The sequence below is a fragment of the Rhizobium terricola genome, assembly GCF_012927355.1.
Classification (GTDB): domain Bacteria; phylum Pseudomonadota; class Alphaproteobacteria; order Rhizobiales; family Rhizobiaceae; genus Allorhizobium; species Allorhizobium terricola.
The window spans coordinates 1,346,073-1,372,565 of the sequence record NZ_JABBGK010000001.1 but is presented as its reverse complement, the minus strand read 5'-3'; the positions used below and the strand labels follow the sequence as shown (position 1 = coordinate 1,372,565).

Sequence of the window (26,493 nt, the reverse complement as noted above, 5' to 3'; positions counted from 1 at the left end):
TGCGACAAGCGGCCCGAATTTGAATCGCCGATGGAGACTGGATCGTGAAGCCCGAAGAAATCAAGAAACTCGACGCCTATTTCAAGCGGATGTTCAATCCGGCGATGGTCGTGAAGGCTCGCCCGCGCAAGGATGACTCCGCCGAGGTTTATGCCGGCGACGAGTTTCTGGGCGTGGTTTTCCGCGACGACGAGGACGGCGATCTGTCCTATAACTTCTCCATGGCCATTCTCGACGTCGACCTCTAATCCGAGAGTTGTATCGCGTCTGATATATGTTTTCCTTTTCAAGGAAGGCAGGGCCGACCGGCATTAGGTCGGCCTTTTTTATGGCTATGAATGCAACCTATGGAAGATAGTGCGTCGCACAAAACACTTGACCGATTTTGTGCATCTGCTATGTACGTGGGCACTAAAAGAACCGGAGCAGGAAGGAGTGATGGCATGATCAATTTCGACGAGGCCAACAAGAAGGGCAAGGAAGCCATGGACGCAGCGCTGAAGAACTATTCCGAAGTTGCCAAGGGTTTCCAGGCGATCGCCACCGAGGCGTCGGAATATTCCAAGAAGTCGTTCCAGGACGCCGCATCCTTCGTGGAAGCGCTGTCCGGTGCCAAGAGCATCGAAACCGCCTTCGAGCTGCAGTCCGGCTACGTGAAGGCGTCCTACGAGAGCTTCGTCGCTGAAGCGACCAAGCTCGGCGAAATGTATGCCGACCTGGCGAAGACCGCCTACAAGCCCTACGAGGCGCCGATTGCCAAGGCCACCGGTCTGTCGACCGCCGCCTGATATCGCGTTCTCATTGTTGGAACTTTTGAAGACCGGCCGCGGTTTCCGCGGCCGGTCTTGCCATTTCTCGGACCTTGTATAGCCTGTTAAGTCATTTTTCAGGGTGCTTCGTCTCGCGACTGCGCAATTCTGTTTGCGCAGTGCGAGGGGGGGCTTAAAATCACCGAATTATGAACTACCTTACTGAGCTGAGTGTTTGTCCGTCGCGTTGCGTCTTCGGCAGATCGGCCGGACAATTGGAGAATGAACTGAAATGATCGCCAAGCCGGTTGTCATGCAAGCCCAGCGGGACGGGGACAACGCCAATCGCGGCACCTCGGTGATCACGCGTACCAAGCCCAAGACGAAGAAGCCCAATCTGTATCGCGTCCTGCTTCTGAACGACGACTACACCCCGATGGAGTTCGTGATCCATATCCTGGAGCGTTTCTTCCAGAAGGACAGGGAAGCAGCCACCCGCATCATGTTGCATGTGCATAATCATGGCGTGGGGGAATGTGGCGTCTTCACCTACGAAGTCGCCGAGACCAAGGTGAGCCAGGTGATGGATTTTGCCCGGCAGCATGAGCATCCGCTTCAATGCGTCATGGAAAAAAAGTGAGGATCTGACGTGCCAACATTTTCTCCCAGCCTCGAAAAGGCGCTGCATCAGGCACTGACCTACGCCAACGAGCGGCATCATGAATATGCCACGCTTGAGCATCTGCTGCTTGCCCTGATCGATGACGCCGACGCCGCCGCGGTGATGGGCGCCTGCAACGTCAATCTCGAGACGCTGCGCAAGACGGTCATCGATTACGTCGACAACGAGCTCGCCAATCTGGTGACCGGATACGACGAGGATTCCAAGCCCACGTCCGGATTCCAGCGCGTGATCCAGCGCGCCGTCATTCATGTCCAGTCCTCGGGTCGCGAGGAGGTGACGGGCGCCAATGTCCTGGTCGCCATCTTCGCCGAACGCGAAAGTCATGCGGCCTTCTTCCTGCAGGAGCAGGAGATGACGCGCTATGACGCCGTGAACTACATCTCGCACGGCATCGGCAAGCGTCCCGGAACCTCCCAAACCCGACCCGCGCGCGGAGCGGAAGAGGGCGGTGACGGCGAGGCCAAGCAGGCCCGCGAGCAGGACGAGGGTGCCGCCAAGACCAAGCAGGAGGCCCTCAAGGCCTATTGCGTGAACCTCAACGAGAAGGCCAAGGGCGGCAAGATCGATCCCCTGATCGGTCGCCACAGCGAGGTCAACCGTACCATCCAGGTTCTGTGCCGCCGTTCCAAGAACAACCCGCTCTATGTCGGCGATCCCGGCGTCGGTAAGACGGCGATCGCCGAGGGTCTTGCCAAGCGCATCGTCGAGGGCAAGGTTCCGGACGCGCTCAAGGATGCGACCATCTTCTCGCTCGATATGGGCACGCTGCTCGCCGGTACCCGCTATCGCGGGGACTTCGAGGAGCGTCTGAAGCAGGTCGTCAAGGAGCTCGAGGACTATCCGGGCGCCGTGCTGTTCATCGACGAAATCCACACGGTGATCGGCGCCGGTGCCACCTCGGGCGGCGCAATGGATGCATCCAACCTCCTCAAGCCGGCGCTGTCCTCCGGGGCGATCCGTTGCATCGGCTCGACCACCTACAAGGAGTATCGCCAGTTCTTCGAGAAGGACCGGGCGCTGGTCCGCCGTTTCCAGAAGATCGACGTCAACGAGCCGTCGATCGAGGATGCCATCGAGATCATGAAGGGCCTGAAGCCTTACTTCGAGGACTATCACAAGCTGAAATACTCGAACGAGGCGATCAAGTCGGCCGTCGAACTCTCGGCGCGCTACATCTCCGACCGCAAGCTGCCGGACAAGGCGATCGACGTGATCGACGAGACCGGTGCGGCCCAGATGCTGCTGCCGGCTTCCAAGCGCCGCAAGCTGATCACCGAGCGTGAGATCGAGGCGACGATCGCTACGATGGCCCGCATCCCGGCCAAGACCGTCTCCAAGGACGACGAGATGGTTCTCGCCAATCTCGAAAAGGAATTGCGCTCGGTCGTCTACGGTCAGGACGCGGCGATCGAAGCTCTGTCCACTGCGATCAAGCTTGCCCGTGCCGGCCTTCGCGAACCCAACAAGCCGATCGGTTCCTACGTCTTCTCCGGCCCGACCGGTGTCGGCAAGACCGAGGTCGCCAGGCAGTTGGCTGCCTCGCTCGGCGTCGAACTGCTGCGCTTCGACATGTCGGAATACATGGAGCGGCACACGGTTTCGCGTCTGCTCGGTGCACCTCCGGGCTATGTCGGCTTCGACCAGGGCGGTCTCTTGACCGACGGCGTCGACCAGCATCCGCATTGCGTCGTGCTGCTCGACGAAATCGAGAAGGCCCATCCGGACATCTACAACATCCTGTTGCAGGTCATGGACCACGGTTCGCTGACGGACCACAACGGCAAGAAGATCGACTTCCGCAACGTGATCCTCATCATGACGACCAATGCGGGCGCTTCCGAAATGGCGAAGTCGGCGATCGGCTTTGGCTCGTCCAAGCGGACCGGCGAGGACGAGGAGGCGCTGAACCGCCTGTTCACGCCGGAGTTCCGCAACCGTCTCGATGCGACGATCCCGTTTGCCCCGCTGCCGACGGAAGTCATCCATCAGGTCGTGCAGAAGTTCGTCATGCAGCTCGAAGCCCAGCTCTCCGAGCGCAATGTCACCTTCGACCTGTCGGAACCGGCAATCGCCTGGCTCGCTACGCGTGGTTATGATGAAAAGATGGGGGCTCGTCCGCTGTCTCGCGTCATCCAGGAGCACATCAAGAAGCCGCTCGCCAACGAGATCCTCTTCGGCAAGCTGAAGAAGGGTGGCGTCGTCAAGGTCGGCGTCAAGAAGGACGACAGCGGTGCGGAAGTCCTCGATCTCGAGGCGCTTTCGGACGTGGCCCCCGTCAAGCCGAAGCCCGAGGCCGAGCTTGTGGCCGCCGAGGCGGATGCCCCGGCAAAACCGCGCAAGGCCAAGTCCAAGGCCAAGGATGCGGCAGTCGAGGCCAAAGGTGGAGCGGTCGCTGAAAAGGAACCTGCCAAGCGCAGTTCCGTTCCGAAGGTGCCGAAGAAGAAGTAGGTACTAGGCCGTTCCGCGGCCTTGGCTTTCGTTTCCACGGATACCTCTCGCGGCTCGGCTGCGAGGGGTTTTTCTTTGCCCGATGACGATGCCGTGATTGGTCGTCCCATTTGATCTGGACGGTTGCGCCGCCGCGCGACCCGGCGTTAGGGTCGAACGATCGAAAGGGGTGAATGGGGCCGGCAAATGGATACCGAGACGAAGGATCAGGTCGCCGCGCGCTTCGACGATGAGCAACTCGCACTTTGGGAACATGTGTCGGACCTCTGGGAAATCGCCCGCCGCCGTGAGACCGGCCCGGTGCGACGACTGCTGCATCGTGACTACACCGGCTGGGTCACGGGGCTTGAGAGCCCGCACGACTACGAGGCGGCCGTCGCCTCCGTCGGCCCCGACACGCCGCGCGTCCTGCGCTACCGGCTACGGCCGCTCACGGTCCGGATCTTCGATCATGAGGTCGGCGTCGTGCACTACGGCTACGAGGCGGAAGTGGAGGCACACGGCGAGGGGGCAAAGACGATTGCCGGACGCTGGACCGAGGTCTACAAGCGGCGCGGAGCCGATTGGTTGATGATCGCCGTCAGCGGCGGTCCCGACGGCATGCGCTGATTGACGGGGATGCCAGGCGAAAGCCTTTGTCTTGGCCCGAGGATTGGCTGTATACGTCGTGTTCGAATGTCGACGGATGGTCGCCGCCGCGCCACCCTCATTTCATGCCGGATGCCCGAAAGCCCATGAATACCGATGAAACCGCCACGCTCCATTGGTTTTTCCAGGGCGCCCGGGGCATCTTCACCTTGCCGGCCTTCATTCTCATGACATCCTTCGTCGGCTTCAGCGCCTTCGCGCTCGAATCGGGCATCAGCCGCAACGAGGCGATCTTCATGACGGCGCTGATCTGGGCGCTGCCGGCCAAGATGATCCTCATCGGCATGATGACGAGCGGCGCCAATGTGCTGGCGATGTTCCTCGCCGTCACGCTTTCCTCGATCCGGATGATGCCGATGGTCGCCTCGCTGGTGCCGGAATTGCGGGGATCCCGCACTCCGACCTGGCTGCTCCTGATCCTTTCGCATTTCGTTGCGATCACCGCCTGGGTCTTCGCCATGGGCAACCTGAAGACCGTGCCGCGCGAGGCCCGCGTCGCCTACTTCTTCGGCTTCGGAGTGACGCTGGTCACGGTCAACACGATTCTCGTGGGCTTGAGCTACGGGCTTGTCTCGACCTTTCCGCCGGCGGTTGCCGGCATCCTCTTCTTCCTGACGCCGGTCTATTTCGTCGGCTCGATCTGGGCGTCGGCCCGCCATTCCGTGGTCAAGATCGCCTTCGTCATCGGCACGGTCGGTGGGCCATTGCTGGCTTTGGTCGCCCCCGGCTTCGACATCTTGATCGTCGGGCTCGGCGGTGGAACGCTTGCCTATCTGATCGACCGCTTTTTCGTGCGCGGCCGGACGGTGCCGGCATCGGTCCCCGTGTCGGAGGGCGAGCTGTGAGCATGACCGACTACGGCCCTTATCTCGTGATCCTGTTTGCCGGCTGGTTCGCCACCGATCTCTGGCGCTGGCTCGGCGTGATTGCGGGCAACCGCCTGGTCGAGGGATCCGAGGCGCTGAGCTGGGTGAGGGCGGTCGCCACCGCCCTGGTGATGGCCGTTACCGCCAAGCTGATCGTCTTTCCGACCGGAAGCCTTGAGGCGTCCCCACTCTGGTTGAGGCTCGCGGCCGCCGGCCTCGGTTTTGCGGCCTTCCTCGTCACGGGCCAGCGCGTCGCCGTCGGTGTCGTCGTATCGCTTGCCCTCCTGTCGCTTGGTCTGGCCTTGCTGTGAGCGCCGCTGCCGTGACAGTCTTGAGGCTGAGACCCGCGTGTGCCGCCTTGCGGCCTCTCGCTTACAACCGACCTGCTCACTGAACCCCACACGACCACAGGAATCCGCCATGTCATCCAGAGAAACCGTCACAGCCCCGGCCGACGCCGCCGAACGCCGAGCCGTCAAACCCGTGGTCTGCTATCCGGTGGAAACCCTGCCGGTGCCGGACATGGATCTGCTTGCCCGCGCTCGCGAGACGCTCGTCAAGGTCGACGAGGTGATTGTTCCTCCGCGCGAAGGCGCCACCTTCTCGGTGCCGAAGGGACATTTCTTCCGTATTCTGAGCATCGACGGCCCGCAGGTCGGCGATCTGAACCTGTGGAACGCCGACGACCTCACCGAGCGCTTCTATTCCGGCAAGACCCGGGCGCTGCATGCAACGCATGTGACGACCGGCAATCGGCTGTGGAGCACCTTTCCCAATCTGCGGCCGATGGCGACGATCACCCATGATACGTTGGGCTGGTACGGTTTCGACGAATACGGTGGTAGCGTCCATGACGTCATCGGCACCCGCTGCGATCCCTACACCAACCGTCTCCTGTCGGGTGGCGACTATCACCATTGCTGCCATTCCAACCTCACCCGTGCGCTGGCCGGCGCAAAGGGCATGAGCTTCTCCGAGGCCGAGCCCTTCGTCCATGACGTGCTGAACGTCTTCATGTGCACGGGCTTCACCGCCGACACCCATCAGTATTTCATGAAGGCGAGCCCGGTCCGCCCCGGCGACTTCATCGAGTTCTTCGCCGAGATCGACCTGCTCGGCGGCCTTTCGGCCTGCCCGGGCGGTGATTGCAGCGCCAAGCACTCGAGCGACGTGGCGGTCTGCCATCCGTTGAAGGTGGAGATCTTCAAGCCGGACATGGACACGCTGAAGGACTGGCCCTTCCCGGAACGGAATGCCTATGTGAACCCGGCCTAGCGACCGCTCAGGCAGGTGACACGGCCGGCGGAGCTTCTCTGCCGGCGGCAGGCGGGAAGGCAAGCGCCATGGCGGCAGCGGCGAGGCCGACCGCCGCGGAGGCGATGTAGAGCCAATGGTAGCTGCCATAGGTGTCGTAGAGCCAGCCTCCGCCGACCGGACCGAAGGCCATGCCGATGCACGAGGTCATCGTCGCCGCTCCGAGGACGGTGCCCATGACATGCGGGCCGAAATAGTCACGCGCGAGCACGGCATAGAGAGGCATGACACCGCCATAGGCCATGCCGAGCGCCATGGCCAGCATGTAGAAGTCGGTGAGTTCCCGGACATGGACATAGGTATAGATGCCGACGGCCTGCAGAAGAAGGCCTGCGACGAGGACCAGCCGGACGCCGAGCCTGTCGGCGGCGACGCCGAAGAGCAGGCGGCCGAAAAGCCCCGCCACGCCCTCGACGCTGTAGATGCTCGCGGCCGCAAGCGGGGTCGCGCCGCAGATGACGGCGTAGCTTACCGTGTGGAAGATCGGCCCCGAATGGGCGGCACAGCAGAGGAAGAAGGTTCCCGCCAGCACGGCGAACTGCGGCGTGCGCAGCACGCCGAAGCGCGTTCCCGTCGAGGACGATGACGGTTCGGCCCCGGCGGTCTCTCCTGTCTCCGGTGCCGCAGAGGCAGGTGCACGACGAACGAGCAGCGAGGCCGGCAGCATCAGCACAAGGGCGCCGATGGAGATCGAAAGCATGGCTGTGCGCCAGCCATGGAGTTCGGTGAGATAGCTGGCGAAGGGCGTTGCCACCATGGGGGCGACGCCGACCCCGACCGTGACGAGCGAGACGGCCAGACTGCGGTGCTTGTCGAACCACCCCACGGTCACCGCCATGATCGGCGGAAAGAAAGCACCGCCGGATGCCCCGACCAACCCTCCATAGGCGAACTGGAATACGCCAAGCGATGTCGCCTGGCTGGCAATGACAAGGCCGGAACAGAGCAGGACGGACGCAACGATCAGGACAGGGATCGCACCGATCCGGTCGCTGAGCGTGCCCCAACCGAAACCGGCGACGCCCATTGTGACGAAACCGGCCGTCATGCTGGCCGAAATGCCGGCCCGGCTCCAGCCCGTATCCGCGGCGATCGGCTGGAGATAGACGGGCAGGGCGAACATCGCGCCCATCGCAACGCATGTTATGAGAGCCCCGGCCGCAACGACGACCCAGCCATAATGCCTGTTCACGCGCATTCCTCCCGCATGAGCCTTCGGCCGCTCCTCGGAGAGCCGATTGCAATGTGCAATCAGTATGCGTGAACCTGCGCCGCGTGTAAATCGTCGCCTTGGGTTCGCCTCAGAGCGCGGCCTTGATCTTTTCCGCGTTGGCCTTCAGCACCTCGATGTCTTCCATCTTTCCGGAATGCGGCTTCAGGGGCACGCCCTCGTGGCGCGGAATGACGTGGAAATGCAGGTGGTAGACCGTCTGCCCCGCCGCCGCTTCGTTGAACTGGGCGACGAACACGCCATCCGCGTCGAAGGCTTCCTTGGCGGCTACCGCAAGCTTCTGCACCACCGGGATCACCTTGGCGAGCACGGCCGGATCGGCGTCGAGAAGGTTGCGTGAGCCGACTTTGGGGATGACCAGGAGATGACCGGTCGCCTGTGGCATCACGTCCATGAAGGCGAGTGTGTCGTCATCTTCGTAGAGCTTCACCGACGGGATCTCGCCCTTCAGGATCTTGGCGAAGATGTTGTTCGGATCATAGGCGGGGCTGGTCATCGGGAATCTCCTCGGTTTGAACCGTAGTTAAGGCATCGGCGCCGCGGGGAGCAAGCGCGCTATTCGTCGCTTTCGCCGTGGTCCTGCCGCTCCCCCTTGCGGAACGGGCTGTGCTCGGCAAGGTAGTCGCCGATCTGTTCAACCTCGCGACGCTCGTGCTCCAGATAGTCGGCGACGGCCCGCCTGAGGCCGGGATGGGCGATGTAGTGGACCGAGTGGGTGGTGACCGGCAGGTAGCCGCGGGCCAGCTTGTGTTCGCCCTGCGCGCCTGCCTCGACACGGGCCAGCCCCTTGGACAGGGCGAAGTCGATCGCCTGGTGGTAGCAGACCTCGAAATGCAGGAAGGGATGGTCTTCGATGCATCCCCAGTGGCGCCCGTAAAGGGCGTCGGCGCCGATGAAGTTGATGGCGCCGGCGATGTAGCGGCCATCGCGTTTGGCCATGACGAGCAGGATGTCATCCGCCATGCGCTCGCCGATCAGCGAATAGAAGGACCGGGTGAGATAGGGTTTCCCCCATTTCCGGCTGCCGGTGTCCATGTAGAAGGCGAAGAACTGGTCCCAGACGTCCTCGGTCAGGTCGGAGCCGGTCAGCCAGTCGATCGTGATGCCGTTCTCGAGTGCTGAACGCCGCTCCTTGCGAAGCGCCTTGCGCTTGCGCGAGGCGAGCGTTTCGAGGAAAGCCTCGTGGTCGGCATATCCCGAGTTGATGAAATGGAACTGCTGGTCGGTACGGTGCAGGTAGTCGGAGGCGGAAAAGGCCGGCAATTCGTCCTCCGGAACGAAGGTGGCGTGCGCCGAGGAGACGCCAAGCTCGTCGGCCACCTGGCGCAGTCCCGCTGCAAGCAGTGGCCGGACCTCGGAGGGATTACCAGCGGCGGCCACCATCAGCCGCGGACCGGTCGCCGGGGTGAAGGGAAAGGCGCTCTGCAGCTTCGGATAATATCGCCCGCCGGCCCGCTCGAAAGCATCCGCCCAGCCCTGGTCGAACACGTATTCGCCGCGGCTGTGGCTCTTGAGATAGCAGGGAACCGCGCCGATGAGCTGTCCCGCACCGTCCTCAAGGAGGAGATGATGTCCGAGCCAGCCGGTCTCCGCGGTGGCTGATCCCGATTCCTCGAGGGCGGACAGGAAGGCATGCGATGAGAACGGGTTGTAGCCGGCAGCGCCGCGCATGGCACCGCCGAGCCTTGTCCACAGCCCGGGATCAATTGCGGAAAAGGATCTTTCGATCCGGATCGTCACATCTCCGGGCATGCGGCTCCAATCAGGCGATGGCGACCTCGCGGGGGTCGAAGCCCTCGAAGGTCATCTGGTCCGCATGATTATAGGTATGCGCGCGCATGGTTTCATCCCTGACCGTCCAGGTAATCACAGGAATGCCGCGTGCCTGCTGTGCCGAGACGAAGCTGTTGGGCAGATGCGGCACGCAATAGGAGATGAAGTCGAGGCCGAGCTGCATGGCTTCGTCATGGGCGAAGAACTGCTCCGGCTTGACACCCTCGGCGGTCAGTCCGACCGGATAGGGGCAACCAAGCTGCTTCAGGTTCCGCAACAGCCAGAAGTCGAAACTCATCAGCGCCACCTTGCCCTGATAGCCTTCAAGGACTTCGAGGACGGCTTCTGCCAGACCGTCGTCCTGCTCCGCGTCGATGCCCTTCAGCTCGATCACCAGCGGAACCTGTCCCTTCACCAGGGCGAGCATCTTTTTGAGCGTCGGGATCTTGTCCGCCGTGCCGCCGATCGAAAGCAGGCCAAGCTCGGCCGCGGTGCGCTCGCGAACCTCTCCGGCGATGCCGCAGAGGCGCTGCAGGTCATGGTCATGGAACACCATCGGCACGCTGTCGGCCGAAAGCTGTATGTCGCATTCGATGGCGAAACCCGCGTCGATCGCGCGCTGGAAGGCCGAGAGGGTGTTTTCCCAGACCGTCTTGTTCATGTCGTGATAGCCGCGATGGGCGACCGGCAGATCCTTGATCCAGCTGGCATCGCTCACAGGGCGATCTCCAGGATCGCGTCGATCTCCACCGCAGCGTTGAGCGGCAGGGCCGCCATGCCGACCGCCGCGCGCGCATGCTTGCCGGCCTCGCCGAGCACGCCGGCAATCAGGTTCGAAGCGCCGTTGATGACGAGGTGCTGTTCGACGAAACCCGGTGCCGAGGCGACGAAGCCGTTGAGCTTGATGACGCGCACGATCCGCGAAAGGTCGCCGGCGAGGGCGGACTTGGCCTGGGCGAGAATGTTGATGGCGCAGAGTTCGGCGGCGCGCTGGGCGTCGGCGAGCTGGACGTCGCTGCCAACCAGCCCGGTGACGGCGACCTTGCCGCCTTCGATCGGCAGCTGGCCCGAGAGATAGAGCAGGTTGCCACTGATGACATAGGGGACATAGTTGGCGGCGGGGGCGGCGGCCTCGGGCAGGGTGATTCCCATCGCCTGCAGGCGGCTGTCGATCGTATCGGACATGTGTGTTTCCCAGGTCTGCAAAAAATAGTTGAGAGAATCTCGTGTCGGCGAAAAGCTTGTCTCGCTTTTGCCGGATCTGTTCTTATAACATCGCGGTTCCGTGCAACAGGAGAATGTCGATGTTTCGTTCCAGTCTGGCCGTGGTCGTTTTCGCAGCCGGGGCGTCCTTGACGACCGCAGCGATCGCCAACGCCGCGGCGGCCGGAGGGCTGGTGCCGCACCGTGCGGTCTACGACATCCAGTTGAAGCAGGCATCGGAACGGTCCGGCATCGAGGGCATGCGCGGCCGCATGGTCTACGAGTTCAACGGTTCGCAATGTGCGGGCTATACGACGAATTTCCGCTTCGTCACCCGCATCGACACCGGCGAGCAGATCCGCGTCACCGACCAGCAGAGCATGACCTTCGAAGATCTGGCGAGCGGCAAGTTCCGCTTCGAGACCAAGTCCTTCACCGACGACCAGATGGACAAGGACGTGAGCGGGGCTGCGGCCGACGAAAACGGCAAGGTCAAGGTCGAGATCAAGGCGCCGGCGCCGCGCGCCGTCGAGATCGCCGACAGCCGCTTTCCGGCGGAACACATGCTCGAGGTGATCGAGAACGCCCGCAAGGGCAAGAAGTTCTTCGAGGCGCGTATCTTCGACGGGTCGGAAGATGGTGACAAGAGCTATCTGACAACCACCTTCGTGGGCCCGTCGCGCAAGTCCACCGGCACCGACGCCGAGGATAAGTCCGCCGGTGCGATGGCCGGCGCGTCCTATTGGCCGGTCTCGATCGCCTATTATGACGAAAAGGCCGCCGGCGACCTGCTGCCGATCTACACGCAGTCGTTCAAGCTCTACGAGAACGGCATCACCCGCGACCTGACGCTCGACTACGGTGACTTCGTCCTGAGCGGCAAGCTGACGAAGCTCGAAGTACTCGGCACCGGCGACTGCCGGTAACGCCATCGGGCGGGCAGGGCGAGAAATCGCCCTTTTCCGGCAAATGCCCTTGATTTCCTCAGGAAGTCGCTATAAGGCCAGCACCATTCCACACGCGAGGCTTGGGAGCGACCGGGAGAAATCCGGCCGGTTCCGCCGGTGGCATCCTCGAAAGAGGTGCTGTTTGTCTCGCGGGGGTTCAACCGGAAAGGATAACAAGGCATGGCATTGCCCGATTTCTCTATGCGCCAGCTCCTCGAAGCAGGCGTCCACTTCGGCCACCAGACTCACCGCTGGAACCCGAAGATGAAGCCGTACATCTTCGGCGATCGTAACAACATCCACATCATCGACCTGGCCCAGACCGTTCCGATGCTGTCGCGCGCCCTTCAGGTCGTGTCCGACACCGTCGCACGTGGTGGCCGCGTTCTGTTCGTCGGCACCAAGCGCCAGGCGTCTGAACTGATCGCTGATTCGGCCAAGCGTTCGGCCCAGTACTACGTCAACTCCCGCTGGCTCGGCGGCATGATGACCAACTGGAAGACCATCTCGAACTCGATCGCTCGCCTGCGCAAGCTCGACGAGATCCTGAACTCGGAAGCCCAGGGCTATTCGAAGAAGGAACGCCTGAACCTCGAGCGCGAACGCGAAAAGCTGGACAAGGCTCTCGGCGGTATCCGTGACATGGGCGGTACCCCGGACCTGATGTTCATCATCGACACCAACAAGGAAAAGATCGCGATCGACGAAGCCAAGCGCCTCGGCATCCCGGTCGTCGCGATCATCGACTCGAACTGCGATCCGGACCTCATCGACTACCCGATCCCGGGTAACGACGACGCTTCGCGCGCAATTTCGCTCTACTGCGACCTGATCGCCCGCGCTGCCATCGACGGCATCGCGCGCCAGCAGGGTGCTTCCGGTCGTGATCTCGGCGCTTCCGCCGAAGCTCCGATCGAGCCGGCTCTCGAAGAAGAAGCCGGCGCCTGATGGCGCCGCCCGGCGGGATCGTAAGGTCCTGCCGGTGTTTCCCGATTGGGATCGGCCGCCCGGAAGCCACGCGCTTTCTGGCGGCCTTGCCCCTTTGAAGATCTGCCTGCGCATCCGCGCGGCGAGCTGCAAAGCGGGCCGACCGTTTCCGTGATGGCACTGCTTCATCACGCTGTCACATTTCCGGGTACATTTCGTCCCCCAAAACAGGGCGCAGGCCGCACTCAGTTGCATCAGGCTGGCGCACCGATTGAACCGACAAGAGGCACACAATGGCTGAAATCACTGCAGCACTGGTTAAGGAACTGCGCGAGAAGTCCGGCGCAGGCATGATGGATTGCAAGAAGGCGCTCACCGAGAACAACGGTGACATCGAAGCCGCGATCGACTGGCTGCGCGCCAAGGGCATCGCCAAGGCCGACAAGAAGTCGGGCCGCACCGCCGCCGAAGGCCTGATCGGCATTGCCAGCGCCGGCACCAAGGCTGTCGTCGTCGAAGTCAACTCGGAAACCGACTTCGTTGCCCGTAACGACGCCTTCCAGGAACTCGTCCGCGGCGTTGCTTCGGTTGCCCTCACCACCGACGGCTCGGTCGATGCCATCGCTGCCGCCACCTATCCGGCTTCCGGCAAGCCGGTTTCCGACACCATCAAGGACGCGATCGCCCACATCGGCGAGAACATGACGCTCCGCCGGGCATCGCTGCTGTCGGTCGAGGACGGCGTCGTCGCCACCTACATCCACAACGGTGTTGCTGACGGTCTCGGCAAGCTCGGCGTTCTCGTCGCGCTGAAGTCGACCGGCAACAAGGACGTGCTCTCGGCAATCGGCCGCCAGGTCGCCATGCACATCGCAGCGACCAACCCGCTCGCGATCCGCGCCGAAGAAGTCGACGCTGCCGTCGCCGAACGCGAACGCAACGTCTTCATCGAGCAGTCGCGCGCTTCCGGCAAGCCGGACGCCATCATCGAAAAGATGGTCGAAGGCCGCATGCGCAAGTTCTTCGAGGAAGTCGCCCTGCTGAGCCAGGCCTTCGTCATCAACCCGGACCAGACTGTCGGCGACGCTGTCAAGGCTGCCGAAAAGGAAGCCGGCGCACCGATCGAAGTCACCGGCATGGCACGCCTCCTGCTCGGCGAAGGCATCGAGAAGGAAGAGAGCGATTTCGCTGCCGAAGTCGCTGCTGCCGCCAAGGGCTGATCGCCTTTCCGGTCCACGGACTTGTTAGGGAAAAATCGGGGCATCGCGTGACAACGCGATGCCCTTCGTGTATCCGGCTTCAGACATATCCCGAGGAAAAAGCATGACTTCCAAGCCCATCTACAAGCGCGTCCTTCTCAAAGCATCCGGCGAAGCCCTGATGGGCAGCCAGGGCTTCGGCATCGACGTCGCCGTCGCCGACCGGATTGCCTCCGACATCGCCGAAGCGCGGGCGATGGGCGTCGAAGTCGGCGTCGTGGTCGGTGGCGGCAACATCTTCCGCGGCGTGGCTGTCGCCTCCAAGGGCGGCGACCGGGTGACCGGCGACCACATGGGCATGCTGGCGACCGTCATCAACGCTCTGGCGCTCGCAACCTCGCTGCGCAAGCTCGACATCGACACGGTCGTCCTGTCGGCGATCGCCATGCCGGAAATCTGCGAGAGCTTCTCGCAGCGCGCCACCTTGCATCATCTCGGGCAGGGCCGGGTCGTGATCTTTGCCGGCGGCACCGGCAATCCGTTCTTCACCACCGATTCCGCCGCGGCGCTCCGCGCAGCCGAAATCGGCGCCGAGGCAATCTTCAAGGGCACCCAGGTCGACGGTATCTATTCGGCCGATCCGAAGAAGGATCCGACCGCGACGCGCTTCGACCGCCTGACCCATGGCGAGGTTCTGGAAAAGGGCCTGGCCGTCATGGACGTCGCCGCGGTCGCACTGGCGCGCGAAAATTCCATCCCGATCATCGTCTTCTCGATCCACGAGAAGGGCGGGTTCTGCGAAATTCTTTCAGGCGGTGGCCGCATGACCATCGTCAGTGACAATTGAGGACAAGCGGCCTAGACATTCCGCCGCCAGTCCGGATCAAAGGGAGTTCATCATGAGCGAAGGTATCGACCTCAACGATCTCAAGCGCCGCATGGACGGCGCGATCAACGCGTTCAAGCACGACATCGCGTCGCTGCGCACCGGTCGTGCATCGGCCAACATTCTCGACCCGGTGACGGTCGAAGCCTATGGTTCGCGCATGCCGCTGAACCAGGTCGCCAACGTCACGGTGCCCGAGCCCCGCATGCTCGGTATTTCCGTCTGGGACAAGTCGATGGTCAATGCCGTCGACCGCGCCATTCGCGAGGCAAATCTCGGCCTTAACCCGATCATCGACGGGCAGAATCTGCGCATCCCGCTTCCCGAATTGAACGAGGAACGCCGCAGGTCGCTGGTCAAGATTGCCCACGAATATGCGGAGAAGGCGAAGGTCGCGATTCGCCACGTTCGCCGCGACGGCATGGACGGCCTTAAAAAGGCCGAGAAGGATGGCGTAATCGGTCAGGACATCAGTCGCGCGACGTCCGACAAGGTGCAAAAGATGACCGATGACACGATTTCCGATGTCGACCGCTTGCTCGTCGAGAAGGAAAAGGAAATCATGCAGGTATAAGACGCGCGTTTCGTTTTGCCCGCCGATGACGCTTTGAACCGGACCGAATATGTCGACAGCTGAAAACCGCGCCGTACCCGAGCATGTTGCGATCATCATGGATGGCAATGGTCGCTGGGCGAATGCGCGGGGCCTGCCGCGAACCTTCGGTCACCGCAAGGGCGTCGAGGCGGTGCGCGAAACGGTGCGTGCTGCCGCGGAGGCCGGCATCGGCTACCTGACGCTGTTCGCCTTTTCCTCGGAAAACTGGCGGCGTCCGGAAGCCGAGATCAACGATCTCTTCGGCCTGCTCAAGTCCTTCATCCGCCGGGACCTCGCGGAATTGCACCGCGAGAATGTGCGCATCCGCATCATTGGCGATCGCGCGAGCCTGCGCGACGACATCCGCTCCCTTCTGGAGGAAGCGGAAGAGACCACCCGCAACAATACGTCGCTGACGGTTGTCATCGCCTTCAACTATGGTGCGCGGGACGAGATCGCCCGCGCGGCGGCGAGCCTCGCCGCCGATGTCGCGGCCGGCCGTCTGCAGCCGTCCGACATCGATGCCCAAAGACTGAACGACCGCCTCGACACGGCCGGAATGCCGGACCCGGACCTGATCATCCGCACCAGCGGGGAGGAGCGGCTGTCCAATTTCCTGCTCTGGCAGGCAGCCTATTCCGAACTGATGTTCGTGCCGGACCTGTGGCCGGATTTCAGCCGTGACGTCTTCTTTGCGGCCCTCGAGCGCTTCCGTGCGCGAGATCGGCGTTTTGGCGGCCTGTCGTCCGCCAAGGCCGCGGCGAACGGCGCTTAAGGCGGGATCATGAGCCGGGAACTTACGCTTCGCATCTATTCCGCCATCGTCATGGTCGCTGTCGTCCTGGTGGCGACCTGGCTCGGTGGCATGGCCTTCCGCATCCTTGCCGGCGGCATCGGCCTGCTCGTCTATTACGAGTGGTCGACGATGACGCGGCTGGCCGAAAAGAGCATCCGCGGTCATGCCTTCGGGTGGGTCTCGATGGTGGCGATCGTCGCCAACCTGCTGTTCGGTTCGCCGGACATGACGGTTCCGCTCTTCGCCGGTCTGGTGCTGACTGCGGTACTCCCGGCGCTCGCCGGGCGCTGGAGCTGGTGGCAGCCGAGCGGCATTTTCTATTCGGGGCTCAGCGCCATTTCTCTTTCTGCCATCCGGGGCGAGGACCAGCTCGGCTTTGCCGCCATGCTGTTCGTCTTCGCAGTTGTGTGGGCGACGGACATCCTCGCTTATTTCGTCGGCCGCGCGATCGGCGGGCCGAAGCTCGCACCGCGCATCTCGCCCGGCAAGACCTGGTCCGGAGCGATCGGCGGGACGATCGCCGGTGTGCTGGGCGGTGTCGGCGTGTCGCTGTGCTATTTTCAGACGGTCGACCTCTGGGTTCCGTTCGTTGCCTTCTTCCTTTCGGTCGCGGGCCAGATCGGTGACCTGTTCGAATCCTTCATCAAGCGCCGTTTCGGCGTCAAGGATTCCAGCCATCTGATCCCCGGCCATGGTGGGGTGATGGACCGTGTCGATGCACTGGTATTTGCCTGTTTCGCCGCATTCTTTCTTGCGGTAGGTTTCTCCGCCGTCGGCATGGGGGCTGTCGACTCTCTCGGCGCCTTCCTTTTCGGTTTCTAGGACCGCCTGGCGCCCCTCTATAGGATCGGACGATGGAACACGTGACCGCCTTCTTCGGATTTCTGGCCGGCTACATCCTGCCTTACGTGGTGGTGCTTTCGCTGCTCGTCTTCGTGCATGAGCTCGGCCACTATCTCGCCGGCCGGCTGTCGGGGATCCGCGTGCTTGCTTTTTCCGTCGGCTTCGGCCCCGAGTTGATCGGCTTCACCGATGCCCATGGTACGCGCTGGAAGATTTCGGCGATCCCGCTCGGTGGCTATGTCCGCTTCTTCGGCGATGCCGATGCCTCGAGCCTGGCCGACGGCAATGAGCTTGCCGAGCTGTCGCTGGCCGAACGGGCGCAGACGCTCGCCGGCGCCAAGCTGTGGAAGCGCGCCGTCACCGTGGCAGCCGGACCGATCGCGAACTTCCTGCTCGCCATCGTCATCTTCGCCGTGCTGTTCGGTACGCAGGGCAAGCCGGTTGCCGATCCGGTCGTCTCCGAGGTCAAAGCCGGAAGCGCCGCCGAAGTTGCCGGCGTTCGGGCGGGCGACGTGCTCGTCGCGCTCGATGGCTCGCGGGTCGAGACCTTCGATGACGTGGTGCGTTACATCAGCATGCGGCCGGAAATCCCGGTCGTCGTCACCGTGCGCCGCGAGGGCAGCGAAATCGGCCTCGACATGGTGCCGCGCCGTGTGGTCACCACCGACCGTTTTGGCAACGAGATGGAAGTCGGCCAGATCGGCATCGTGACCAACCAGCAGAGCGGCAATTTCCGCATCGTCGAGCTGACGCCGCTCCAGGCGGTAGGCGAGGGAGCACGCCAGACCTGGCATATCGTCACCGGGACCTTTGACTATCTGTCGAACATGGTGGCCGGCCGGATGAATGCCGACCAGCTGGGCGGGCCCGTCCGCGTGGTGCAGGCCTCAGGCCAGATGGCGACGCTCGGCGTTGTGGCGCTCCTCAATCTTGCGGCCGTTCTCTCCGTTTCCCTGGGGCTTCTCAATTTGATGCCAGTTCCGGTCCTTGACGGCGGCCATCTGGTCCTCTACGCGCTTGAGGCAGTGCGTGGGAAGCCGGTCGGGCAGACCGCGCAGGAGATCGCTTTCCGGATCGGGCTCGCCATGATCCTTTCGCTGATGGTGTTCGCTACATGGAACGACATCAGCCGGTTAATAGGTTGAGCCCCGGGTTGATAATCTGGGAAGGATTTGTTTACGATGTTTCAAACTCATAGTGGCGATTGGGCCACTCCTGCAAATGAAGTAAATAGAAATTAACGTCCGCCCTTGCTTGTAGGGTAAAACCCGTTAAAACCACACACGGGTCGGAGTCGGGGACGACTGCGGGGCAATGGAAGAAGGTTGAGAATACACATGAAGGCTGGTTCAAGATTTTTGAACGCGGTGTCGGCGGTCGCGCTGTCTGCTGGTGTTGTTTCTTCGGGCGCAGGCGTTGCTGTTCTCGCATCGGCCGCAGTCGCCGAAGCTGCTGTGATCCAACGCATCGACGTTCGCGGTGCCCAGCGTGTGGGTGTTGAGGCGGTTCGCTCCAACATCACCATCAAGCCCGGCCAGAGCTTCTCCAATGCCGACATCGATGAATCGGTCAAGCGTCTTTACGCGACCGGCTTCTTCTCGGATGTCCGTATCTCCGTTTCGGGCGGTACGCTGGTCGTCAGCGTTTCGGAAAACCAGCTCGTGAACCAGGTTGTCTTCAACGGCAACCGCAAGATCAAGGACGACAAGCTCGTCGGCGCCGTGCAGACCCAGGCCATGGGTCCGTACAGCGAGAGCCTTGTTGCAGCCGATATCGAGCGCATCAAGGAAGCCTATGCTGCCATCGGTCGCAGCGACGTCGAAGTCACGACGCAGGTCGTTCCGGTCGCCGAAGGCCGCGTCAACCTCGCTTTCGTCATCAACGAAGGCGAGCGCACGAAGATCGACCAGATCAATTTCGTCGGTAACAACGCCTACAGCGACAGCCGCCTGGCCGCCGTCATCCAGACGAAGCGTTCGAACATGCTGTCGTTCCTGACCCGCAAGGACGTCTACAACGAGGACAAGCTGCGCGCTGACGAAGAAGCGCTGCGCCAGTTCTACTACAATCACGGCTACGCCGACTTCCGCATCGTCTCTTCTGATGTTGCGATGAACGACGCCGGCAATGAATACACCATCAACATCACGGTTGACGAAGGCGAGCGCTACAAGTTCGGCGCCGTTTCCGTTGAATCGACCGTCGAAGGTATCGATGGCAAGGAACTTGAGCGTCTGCTCGAATCCCGTACCGGCAATACCTACAGCGCTCGTGACGTGCAGAAGTCGATGGAAGCGATTTCCCGCCGCGTTTCGTCGGGTGGCTATCCCTTCGCCCGCGTCGTCCCGCGCGGCGACCGCAACTTCGAAAACAACACGATCGGCGTGACCTATCTGGTCGACCAGGGCGAGCGCGCCTATGTCGAGCGCATTGAGATCCGCGGCAACACCCGTACGCGCGACTACGTCATTCGCCGCGAATTCGACATTTCCGAAGGCGATGCCTTCAACCAGGAAGTCGTCTCGCGCGCCAAGCGTCGTCTTGAGGCTCTGGGCTACTTTACCACGGTCAACATCTCGACTGCGCCGGGCAGTGCGTCCGACCGCGTCGTCCTGATCGTCGATGTCGAGGATCAGCCGACCGGTTCGTTCGGTATCGGTGCCGGCTACTCGGTTGGTGGCGACGGCCTCGTCGTCGAAGCTTCGGTCGAAGAAAAGAACTTCCTCGGTCGCGGCCAGTTCATCCGTGTTGCTGCCGGTGGCGGCCTGGAAGACAGCCGCACCTATAACTTCTCCTTCACGGAGCCGTATTTCCTCGGTTACCGCATTGCCGCCGGTTTCGATCTGTTCAAGAACCAGACCAGCAGCAACAGCGATTACGACTATGAGGAACAGGGCGGCACGCTCCGCTTTACGGCGCCGATCACCGAGGATCTGGCGACGACCGTTCGCTACACCTACAAGGAACTGAAGTACACCGACGATGGTGCCTTTGGTGCCAATGGTGTTGCCGGTGGTGGCGACGACACGCTTTCCCAGCCGTATATCGACATGATCAGCGGCAGCCCGTGGAAGCAGTCGATCATTGGTCATTCGCTGGTTTACAACACGCTGGACGATCGCACGATGCCGCGTGACGGCATCTATGCTTCCTTCACCCAGGAATATGCCGGCATCGGCGGCGATTCCGAGTTCTACAAGGTGTATGGCAAGTTCCGTTACTTCCACACCCTGTCGGATGAAATGGACATCATTGGTTCGGTCGCGGCCAGCGCCGGTCACGTCGTCTCGACGGGTGACTCGCTCAACGTCTTCGACCAGTTCCAGATCGGCGGCAAGGAGCTTCGCGGCTTCGACACCAACGGTATCGGTCCGCGCCTGAACGGCGATCCGCTCGGCGGCACGACCTACATGACGGTTTCCGCGGAAGCCAGCTTCCCGCTGCCGCTCTTCCCGCAGGATCTCAACATCCGCGGTGCGGTCTTTGCCGACGCCGGCACGCTCTACGGTAACGAAGTTGCCAACAGCGCGGGTGCTCTCGGAACCGACATGACCTGGCGTTCGTCGGTTGGTGCCGGCATCGTCTGGCTGTCGCCGTTCGGTCCGCTGCGCTTCGACTATGCTGTTCCGGTTGCCAAGGAATCGTATGACGAAGTTCAGAACTTCCGCTTCAGCATGGCGAACCAGTTCTAAGATCTGCAGTCCAGAGCTGCTCGTTTAGTCACGTTCTGGAGCTTTGGCTGATGGAGCATAACCACTTCTTTCCGCCCCGTGACGGGGTCTCCTTAGCGTCGCTTGCGGCGCAAATCGGGGCGGAACTTCTGGATGCGAGCGCGGGCGAGCGGGTTATCCGCTCGGTCGCGCCGGTCTACCGGGCCAAGCAGGGCGAGATCTGCTATATCCTGTCCCGGCGGAGCAAGGACGAGCTGAAGACCTGCGAGGCTTCCGCCATCGTTTGCGACAAGGCCCTGAAATCCCTCATCCCTGATCATATCCCGGTCCTGCTGGCGGCGTCGCCCGCGACTGCGTTTGCCCTTGCCGGGCAGATCCTGTTTCCAAAGGCGATGCAGCCTGTCTCGGTTTCGCCCACTCTGTCTGGCGTTTCTCCGGCCGCCTATGTCGATCCGACGGCGCGGCTCGAGGCGGGCGTGCTGGTCGAGCCGATGGCCGTGATCGGCGCAGGCGTCGAGATCGGCGAGGGAAGCCGGATCTGCGCGGGGGCGGTGATCGGCGAGGGCGTCAGGATCGGACGTGGCTGCACCATTTCCGCCGGCGCGACCCTGCAGTCGGCGCTCGTCGGCAACAATGTCATCATTCACAACGGTGCCCGCATCGGCCAGGACGGCTTCGGCTATGCGCCGGGCTCGCGCGGCATGCTGAAGATCGTTCAGATCGGGCGTGTCATCATCCAGGACCATGTGGAGATCGGCGCAAACACCACGATCGACCGCGGCACCATGGACGACACGGTCATCGGCGAGGGCACGAAGATCGACAACCTGGTCCAGATCGGACACAACGTGCGGATCGGCCGCCATTGTGGCATCGTCAGCCAGGTCGGCATCGCCGGAAGCACCAAGGTCGGTGACGGCGTCATGATCGGCGGCGCGGTCGGGGTGAATGGTCACATCACGATTGGCGACGGCGCCCAGATTGCCGCCATGAGCGGCGTTCTGTCGGACGTCCCGCCGGGCGAGCGTTACGGCGGCGTTCCTGCCCGTCCGATGAAGGACTTCCTCAAAGATGTCGCGGCCGCGCTGAGCCAGTCGGAGAGCCGCAAGCAGAAGGGTGGAAAGAATGACTGATCAGGTCAAGAGTGAGCTGGGATCAGCCGATATTCTCGAAATCATGAAGTTCCTGCCGCATCGTTATCCGTTCCTTCTGGTGGACCGGATCATCGAGATCGATGGCGACAATTCCGCGATCGGCATCAAGAACTGCACGGCCAACGAGCCGCATTTCACCGGTCATTTCCCGGAGTCACCGATCATGCCGGGCGTCTTGCTGATCGAAGGCATGGCCCAGACCGCTGGCGCCATCTGCGCCCGCAACCAGGGGCAGGGCGGCAATCTCGTCTACTTCATGACGATCGACAACGCCCGCTTCCGCAAGCCGGTCGTTCCCGGCGACCGTGTCGAGTATCACGTTGTCAAGCAGAAGCAGCGCGGCAACATCTGGAAGTTCCATTGCGATGCCAAGGTCGACGGTTCGCTCGTCGCCGAGGCCGACATCGGCGCGATGATCATGCGCAAGGAAGACAAATGAGCAAGATCGCCGCTTCTGCCGTGATCCATCCCATGGCCGTCATCGATGACGGCGCGGTGATCGGTGAGAACGTCAGCATTGGACCGTTTTGCCGAGTCGGACCCCGTGTCACGTTGAAGGACGGTGTCGAGCTCCTGTCGAATGCGGTGGTCACCGGTCTCACCGAGATCGGCCCCGGCACCAAGATCCATCCCATGGCGGTGATCGGCGGCGTCTCGCAGAGCCTTCATGAGGCGGGCGAGGAGTCCTGCCTCGTGGTTGGTGCGAACTGCACCATTCGCGAAGGCGTGACGATGAATTGCGGCACCGTCGGCGGTGGCGGCATCACGCGTGTCGGCGACAACTGCCTATTCCTCGCCAATTCGCATGTGGCGCACGACTGCATTCTCGGCAACAACATCATCCTGTCCAACAATGTGATGCTGGCCGGCCATGTGCGGGTAGGCGATCACGTCATCCTGAGTGGCGGCTGCGCGGTGCACCAGTTCACCCGCATCGGGCGTCAGGCCTTCATCGGTGGTCTGTCCGCCGTGAGCTATGACGTCATTCCTTACGGCATGCTCAACGGCAATCCGGGCGTGCTGGGTGGCCTGAATGTCGTCGGCATGACCCGCGCGGGCATCGAGCGCTCCGTGATCCATCAGGTTCGCCGCGCCTTCAAGCAGATCTTCGAGGGCGAGGCTTCGGCGCGTGTAAACGCCGCGGCCATCCGCGATGAGTATCTGGACTGCCCGCAGGTCATGGAAATTCTCGATTTCATCGCGGCCGAAAGCGACCGCGCGCTGTCTTCGCCGTTCCGTGGCAAGAGCTGACCGCCATGGTGCCGACCGGGGCAGGTGGCGGCCGTCTGGCGATCATTGCCGGCAGCGGCAGGCTGCCGCTCTTCCTGGCCGAGGCGGCCCGTTCTGCCGGCGAAGATCCATTCATCCTGCGTCTCAAGAACGAGGCTGACCCGATCTGGGACGGTTTCGAATCCGCCGTCATCGGCGTCGGCGACATGGCGGGGCTGTCGGCCCTTTTCCAGAAACACCGCATCGATCGGGTCGTCATGTCCGGGGCGGTCAAGAAACGGCCCGCTTTCAACGAGATCCACGTCAACTGGAAGTCCATCCTCAAGCTGCCGATGGCGGTGCGCACGCTGCTCGCCGGCGGCGACGACACCGTTCTGAAGATGGTGATCTCGCTCATCGAGGCGCAGGGTTGCCACGTCATCGGGGCCCACGAGATCCTGCCGAATCTGTTGGCGACCACCGGCCCGATGGGCGCGATCGAGCCGTCGGCGGATGACTGGCGGGATATCGAACGCGCAGCCGATGCCGCGGAGACCCTTGGCCGCCTCGACGTCGGGCAGGGCGCGGTCTGCGTCGGGGGCCGGATTGTTGCTCTTGAGGGCGTGGAAGGGACCGATGCCATGCTCGGCCGCGTCGCCGATCTGAGGGCCGAGGGGCGGATTTCGGCGCGCCGCAAGGGCGTGCTGGTCAAGCTCTGCAAGCCTCAGCAGGACGTTCGGGCCGACCTGCCGTCCATCGGCCGCTCCACGGTCGAGAACGCTAGGCGCGCAGGCCTTGCCGGTGTTGCCGTCGAGGCCGGTCGTGCCTTGGTGATCGAGCGGGAGGAAATGGTCAAGGCGGCAAACGAGGCGGGTCTGTTTGTGATCGGCATCGATCGCGGCCTGTCGGGAGGGCGTTCATGAGCGCGAGGCCGTTGAAGATCGCCGTGATTGCCGGCGAGGTCTCCGGCGACCTTTTGGGTGGCGACCTGATCGAGGCGCTCAAGGGGCTCTACGATGGCCCTATCGAGCTGGTCGGCGTCGGCGGGGAGGCGCTGGAGCGCCAGGGGCTGCGCTCGCTCTTCGATTTCTCCGAGCTCTCGGTCATGGGGTTGACCCAGGTGCTGGCGCGCCTGCCGCGTTTCATCCGGCTGATCGGTCGGACGGCGGCGGCGATCGTCGAAGCGAAGCCCGATCTGCTCCTGATCATCGACAGTCCGGACTTCACTCATCGCGTAGCGAAGAAGGTGCGCAAGGCGCTGCCCGACCTCCCGGTGATCGATTACGTCTGCCCGAGCGTCTGGGCCTGGAAGGAGTATCGCGCCAAGGCGATGCTTGCCTATGTCGACGCGGTTCTGGCGGTCCTGCCCTTCGAACCGAAGGTGATGCGTGATCTCGGCGGCCCGGCGACCCATTTCGTCGGCCATCGTCTGGCCTCGCATGCCAAGATCATCGAGACCCGTCGTCGGCGTATCGAGCGAGGCGTCCCCGCGACCGGTGCGCCGCGCACCCTCCTGCTGCTGCCCGGTTCACGGGGGGCGGAGATCTCGGCCCTGCTGCCGATCTTCGGCGAGGCGATGAAGGAATTCGTCGCGCGCAACGGTGCGACGCGCTTCCTGCTCCCGACCGTCCCGCGGCAGGAGGCCCGCGTCCGCGAGATGATCGCGGGCTGGGATCTCAGGCCCGAGGTACTGATCGGCGAAGAGGCGAAGTGGCAGGCCTTTGCTGAGGCGGACGCAGCGATCGCCGCATCAGGCACGGTCATCCTCGAACTGGCGCTCGCCACGGTCCCGGTGGTGTCGGCCTACAAGACCGACTGGCTGATGACGATGATCGCTCATCGCATCAAGACGTGGACGGGCGCGCTTCCCAACCTGATCGCCGACTATCCGATCGTGCCGGAATATCTTAACGACTATCTCCGCCCGGGCAATCTCCTGCGCATGGCCGAGCGCCTGTCGTCGGACACGCTGCAGCGTCAGGCCATGCTGGAGGGCTATGAGCTCGTCTGGCAACGCCTGCAGACCGAGCGTTCGGCAGGCGAAAAGGGCGCGTCGATCCTCCTCGACCTGCTGCGCGAAAAGGGCCGGCTTTAGGGCAATGTAGAATCGGAGATGCTCTGGACCTTCACCGCCACGGTGCCATCGGGTCCGCGATGCCTTTCCACCTTTCCGGAACGAACATGTCCTCCGCGACGAGGCAAGCGTCCAGTTCGCCGCGAATTCGCGCCTCGTCCATCGGATCGGCGCCGATGAACACGATCTCCTGCCGGCGGTCGCCCCACACAGGATCGAGATAGGGACGCATCAGGTCGAGGAAAGCGGGATCTTCGGGCCAACGCTGCCGAGGCACCGCAGCCCACCACAAGCCCATCTTTCTGGTACGCACGATCGCGCCGGCCTGGCTGATTTCGCCGACATGGTCCGGGCGCGTTGCGAGCCAGAAGAAGCCCTTGGCGCGCACGACACCGGGCCAGGCGCGATCGATGAATGCCTGGAATTTCTGCGGATCGAAGGGCTGCCTCGCGCGATAGACGAAGGAGCGGATGCCGCATTCCTCGGTTTCCGGAATGTGATCCTTGAAGCCGTGCAGTTCCTTGAACCACAGCGGATGGGTTTCGGCCTTGGCGATGTCGAACAGGCCCGTGCCGAGAATGTCGCGTGGCTGGACGTTACCGAAATCCGCTTCGATCAGGCGGGCATCGGGATTGAGGCCTGTGATGATTTTGCGGGCTGCGTCGCGTTGTTCTGCCGTGGCAGTACCCACCTTGTTGAGCACCACCACATCGGCGAATTCGATCTGCTCGACAAGGAGATCGACCAGCGTGCGGTGATCGCCTTCGCCGGCCGTCTCGCCGCGGTCGGAGAGAAAATCGACCGACGAATAGTCTGCCAGCAGATTTGCCGCGTCAACCACGGTCACCATGGTGTCGAGTCGCGCGACATCGGAGAGGCTGAAACCCTCCTCGTCACGAAAATCGAAGGTCGTGGCGATCGGTAGCGGCTCGGCGATCCCGGTCGCCTCGATCAGCAGGTAGTCGAAGCGGCCTTGCGCGGCGAGATCGCGCACGCCTTTCAGCAGATCGTCGCGCAGCGTACAGCAGATGCAGCCGTTGCTCATTTCGACCAGCTGTTCATCCGTGCGGGAAAGGGCCGCTTCCCCGCCACGCACCAGCGCCGCGTCGATGTTGACCTCGCTCATGTCGTTGACGATGACCGCGACCTTCAGGCCGCTGCGGTTGGAAAGCACGTGATTGAGCAGCGTGGTTTTTCCGGCGCCGAGGAATCCGGAAAGCACGGTAACGGGAAGCTTGTTCATCGAACAAACCTTTCTTTGTGTTGTAATAGTAT

28 protein-coding genes are annotated in these 26,493 nt (G+C 62.7%); 22 read left to right on the top strand and 6 right to left on the bottom strand.

Features of this window, described 5'->3' with window-relative positions; genetic code table 11:
• Nucleotides 1-44: 44 nt before the first annotated feature.
• The 8 genes from HHL25_RS06515 (at nucleotide 45) to HHL25_RS06480 (ending at nucleotide 6,671) form a co-directional block, all read left to right on the top strand.
• Nucleotides 45-248 carry a DUF3126 family protein gene (locus HHL25_RS06515; protein ID WP_147179696.1) on the top strand — a complete coding sequence of 68 codons (204 nt, stop codon included), beginning with the start codon at nucleotides 45-47 and terminating at the stop codon, nucleotides 246-248.
• A gap of 195 nt (nucleotides 249-443) precedes the next feature.
• A complete protein-coding gene (locus HHL25_RS06510; protein WP_169588377.1) occupies nucleotides 444-788 on the top strand; it encodes a phasin family protein in 345 nt (114 codons plus the stop codon).
• A gap of 253 nt (nucleotides 789-1,041) precedes the next feature.
• A complete protein-coding gene (gene clpS / locus HHL25_RS06505; protein WP_169588375.1) occupies nucleotides 1,042-1,389 on the top strand; it encodes an ATP-dependent Clp protease adapter ClpS in 348 nt (115 codons plus the stop codon).
• 9 nt (nucleotides 1,390-1,398) lie between these two features.
• Nucleotides 1,399-3,882, top strand: a complete 2,484-nt coding sequence (clpA, locus tag HHL25_RS06500) for an ATP-dependent Clp protease ATP-binding subunit ClpA (RefSeq protein ID WP_169588373.1) — start codon at nucleotides 1,399-1,401, stop codon at nucleotides 3,880-3,882.
• 186 nt (nucleotides 3,883-4,068) lie between these two features.
• Entirely contained in the window at nucleotides 4,069-4,491 is a 423-nt protein-coding gene (locus HHL25_RS06495; protein ID WP_169588371.1) for a nuclear transport factor 2 family protein, read from the top strand.
• A gap of 125 nt (nucleotides 4,492-4,616) precedes the next feature.
• Nucleotides 4,617-5,375 (top strand): AzlC family ABC transporter permease, encoded by a 759-nt coding sequence (locus tag HHL25_RS06490; protein ID WP_169588369.1) that lies wholly within the window; start codon nucleotides 4,617-4,619, stop codon nucleotides 5,373-5,375.
• Nucleotides 5,376-5,377: 2 nt separating this feature from the next.
• Nucleotides 5,378-5,707 carry an AzlD domain-containing protein gene (locus HHL25_RS06485; RefSeq protein ID WP_169589632.1) on the top strand — a complete coding sequence of 110 codons (330 nt, stop codon included), beginning with the start codon at nucleotides 5,378-5,380 and terminating at the stop codon, nucleotides 5,705-5,707.
• Nucleotides 5,708-5,816: 109 nt separating this feature from the next.
• Nucleotides 5,817-6,671 carry an urea carboxylase-associated family protein gene (locus HHL25_RS06480; protein WP_169588367.1) on the top strand — a complete coding sequence of 285 codons (855 nt, stop codon included), beginning with the start codon at nucleotides 5,817-5,819 and terminating at the stop codon, nucleotides 6,669-6,671.
• A gap of 7 nt (nucleotides 6,672-6,678) precedes the next feature.
• Here the strand turns inward: HHL25_RS06480 and HHL25_RS06475 are convergent, their stop codons facing one another.
• The 5 genes from HHL25_RS06475 to HHL25_RS06455 all read right to left on the bottom strand — a co-directional run bounded on the left by HHL25_RS06475 (nucleotide 6,679) and on the right by HHL25_RS06455 (nucleotide 10,899).
• A complete protein-coding gene (locus HHL25_RS06475) occupies nucleotides 6,679-7,908 on the bottom strand; it encodes an MFS transporter (RefSeq protein ID WP_205927728.1) in 1,230 nt (409 codons plus the stop codon).
• Nucleotides 7,909-8,011: 103 nt separating this feature from the next.
• Complete coding sequence (locus HHL25_RS06470; protein WP_169588363.1) at nucleotides 8,012-8,437, bottom strand: HIT family protein; 426 nt, start codon at nucleotides 8,435-8,437, stop codon at nucleotides 8,012-8,014.
• Between the two features lie 59 nt (nucleotides 8,438-8,496).
• On the bottom strand, nucleotides 8,497-9,693 hold the full coding sequence (locus HHL25_RS06465) for a GNAT family N-acetyltransferase (protein ID WP_169588361.1): 1,197 nt from the start codon (nucleotides 9,691-9,693) through the stop codon (nucleotides 8,497-8,499).
• A 10-nt stretch (nucleotides 9,694-9,703) separates the two neighbouring features.
• The gene (locus tag HHL25_RS06460) at nucleotides 9,704-10,432 is read right to left on the bottom strand and encodes a glycerophosphodiester phosphodiesterase (protein WP_169588359.1); all 729 of its coding nucleotides are present in this window, start codon (nucleotides 10,430-10,432) and stop codon (nucleotides 9,704-9,706) included.
• Complete coding sequence (locus HHL25_RS06455; protein WP_169588357.1) at nucleotides 10,429-10,899, bottom strand: RidA family protein; 471 nt, start codon at nucleotides 10,897-10,899, stop codon at nucleotides 10,429-10,431. The genes HHL25_RS06460 and HHL25_RS06455 overlap by 4 nt, the downstream gene beginning before the upstream one ends.
• Nucleotides 10,900-11,018: 119 nt before the next feature.
• Between HHL25_RS06455 and HHL25_RS06450 the strand changes: the two genes are divergently transcribed.
• The 14 genes from HHL25_RS06450 to lpxB all read left to right on the top strand — a co-directional run bounded on the left by HHL25_RS06450 (nucleotide 11,019) and on the right by lpxB (nucleotide 25,239).
• Nucleotides 11,019-11,843 (top strand): cell envelope integrity EipB family protein, encoded by an 825-nt coding sequence (locus HHL25_RS06450; protein ID WP_169588355.1) that lies wholly within the window; start codon nucleotides 11,019-11,021, stop codon nucleotides 11,841-11,843.
• A 201-nt stretch (nucleotides 11,844-12,044) separates the two neighbouring features.
• Nucleotides 12,045-12,812, top strand: a complete 768-nt coding sequence (gene rpsB, locus HHL25_RS06445) for a 30S ribosomal protein S2 (protein WP_169588353.1) — start codon at nucleotides 12,045-12,047, stop codon at nucleotides 12,810-12,812.
• 272 nt (nucleotides 12,813-13,084) lie between these two features.
• A complete protein-coding gene (tsf, locus tag HHL25_RS06440; RefSeq protein ID WP_169588351.1) occupies nucleotides 13,085-14,011 on the top strand; it encodes a translation elongation factor Ts in 927 nt (308 codons plus the stop codon).
• A gap of 103 nt (nucleotides 14,012-14,114) precedes the next feature.
• Nucleotides 14,115-14,837: a UMP kinase gene (pyrH, locus tag HHL25_RS06435; RefSeq protein WP_169588349.1), complete on the top strand. Its 723-nt coding sequence runs from the start codon at nucleotides 14,115-14,117 to the stop codon at nucleotides 14,835-14,837.
• A 52-nt stretch (nucleotides 14,838-14,889) separates the two neighbouring features.
• Entirely contained in the window at nucleotides 14,890-15,450 is a 561-nt protein-coding gene (frr, locus tag HHL25_RS06430) for a ribosome recycling factor (protein WP_169588347.1), read from the top strand.
• 49 nt (nucleotides 15,451-15,499) lie between these two features.
• The gene (locus HHL25_RS06425) at nucleotides 15,500-16,246 is read left to right on the top strand and encodes an isoprenyl transferase (protein ID WP_169588345.1); all 747 of its coding nucleotides are present in this window, start codon (nucleotides 15,500-15,502) and stop codon (nucleotides 16,244-16,246) included.
• A 9-nt stretch (nucleotides 16,247-16,255) separates the two neighbouring features.
• Nucleotides 16,256-17,089 carry a phosphatidate cytidylyltransferase gene (locus HHL25_RS06420; protein ID WP_169588343.1) on the top strand — a complete coding sequence of 278 codons (834 nt, stop codon included), beginning with the start codon at nucleotides 16,256-16,258 and terminating at the stop codon, nucleotides 17,087-17,089.
• Nucleotides 17,090-17,121: 32 nt separating this feature from the next.
• Nucleotides 17,122-18,255, top strand: a complete 1,134-nt coding sequence (gene rseP / locus HHL25_RS06415) for an RIP metalloprotease RseP (RefSeq protein WP_169588341.1) — start codon at nucleotides 17,122-17,124, stop codon at nucleotides 18,253-18,255.
• A gap of 192 nt (nucleotides 18,256-18,447) precedes the next feature.
• The gene (gene bamA, locus HHL25_RS06410; RefSeq protein WP_169588339.1) at nucleotides 18,448-20,802 is read left to right on the top strand and encodes an outer membrane protein assembly factor BamA; all 2,355 of its coding nucleotides are present in this window, start codon (nucleotides 18,448-18,450) and stop codon (nucleotides 20,800-20,802) included.
• 50 nt (nucleotides 20,803-20,852) lie between these two features.
• Nucleotides 20,853-21,914 (top strand): UDP-3-O-(3-hydroxymyristoyl)glucosamine N-acyltransferase, encoded by a 1,062-nt coding sequence (gene lpxD / locus HHL25_RS06405; RefSeq protein WP_169588337.1) that lies wholly within the window; start codon nucleotides 20,853-20,855, stop codon nucleotides 21,912-21,914.
• Nucleotides 21,907-22,374: a 3-hydroxyacyl-ACP dehydratase FabZ gene (gene fabZ / locus HHL25_RS06400; protein WP_169588335.1), complete on the top strand. Its 468-nt coding sequence runs from the start codon at nucleotides 21,907-21,909 to the stop codon at nucleotides 22,372-22,374. Before lpxD ends, fabZ begins: the two co-directional genes overlap by 8 nt.
• Nucleotides 22,371-23,186, top strand: coding sequence for an acyl-ACP--UDP-N-acetylglucosamine O-acyltransferase (gene lpxA / locus HHL25_RS06395; protein WP_169588333.1), 816 nt, complete (start codon nucleotides 22,371-22,373; stop codon nucleotides 23,184-23,186). The genes fabZ and lpxA overlap by 4 nt, the downstream gene beginning before the upstream one ends.
• Before the next feature lie 5 nt (nucleotides 23,187-23,191).
• Entirely contained in the window at nucleotides 23,192-24,067 is an 876-nt protein-coding gene (locus tag HHL25_RS06390) for an LpxI family protein (RefSeq protein WP_169588331.1), read from the top strand.
• Nucleotides 24,064-25,239 carry a lipid-A-disaccharide synthase gene (gene lpxB / locus HHL25_RS06385; RefSeq protein WP_169588329.1) on the top strand — a complete coding sequence of 392 codons (1,176 nt, stop codon included), beginning with the start codon at nucleotides 24,064-24,066 and terminating at the stop codon, nucleotides 25,237-25,239. Before HHL25_RS06390 ends, lpxB begins: the two co-directional genes overlap by 4 nt.
• A gap of 31 nt (nucleotides 25,240-25,270) precedes the next feature.
• On the opposite strand, the gene HHL25_RS06380 is transcribed toward lpxB, so the two are convergent.
• Complete coding sequence (locus HHL25_RS06380) at nucleotides 25,271-26,461, bottom strand: GTP-binding protein (RefSeq protein WP_169588327.1); 1,191 nt, start codon at nucleotides 26,459-26,461, stop codon at nucleotides 25,271-25,273.
• Nucleotides 26,462-26,493 lie beyond the last annotated feature (32 nt).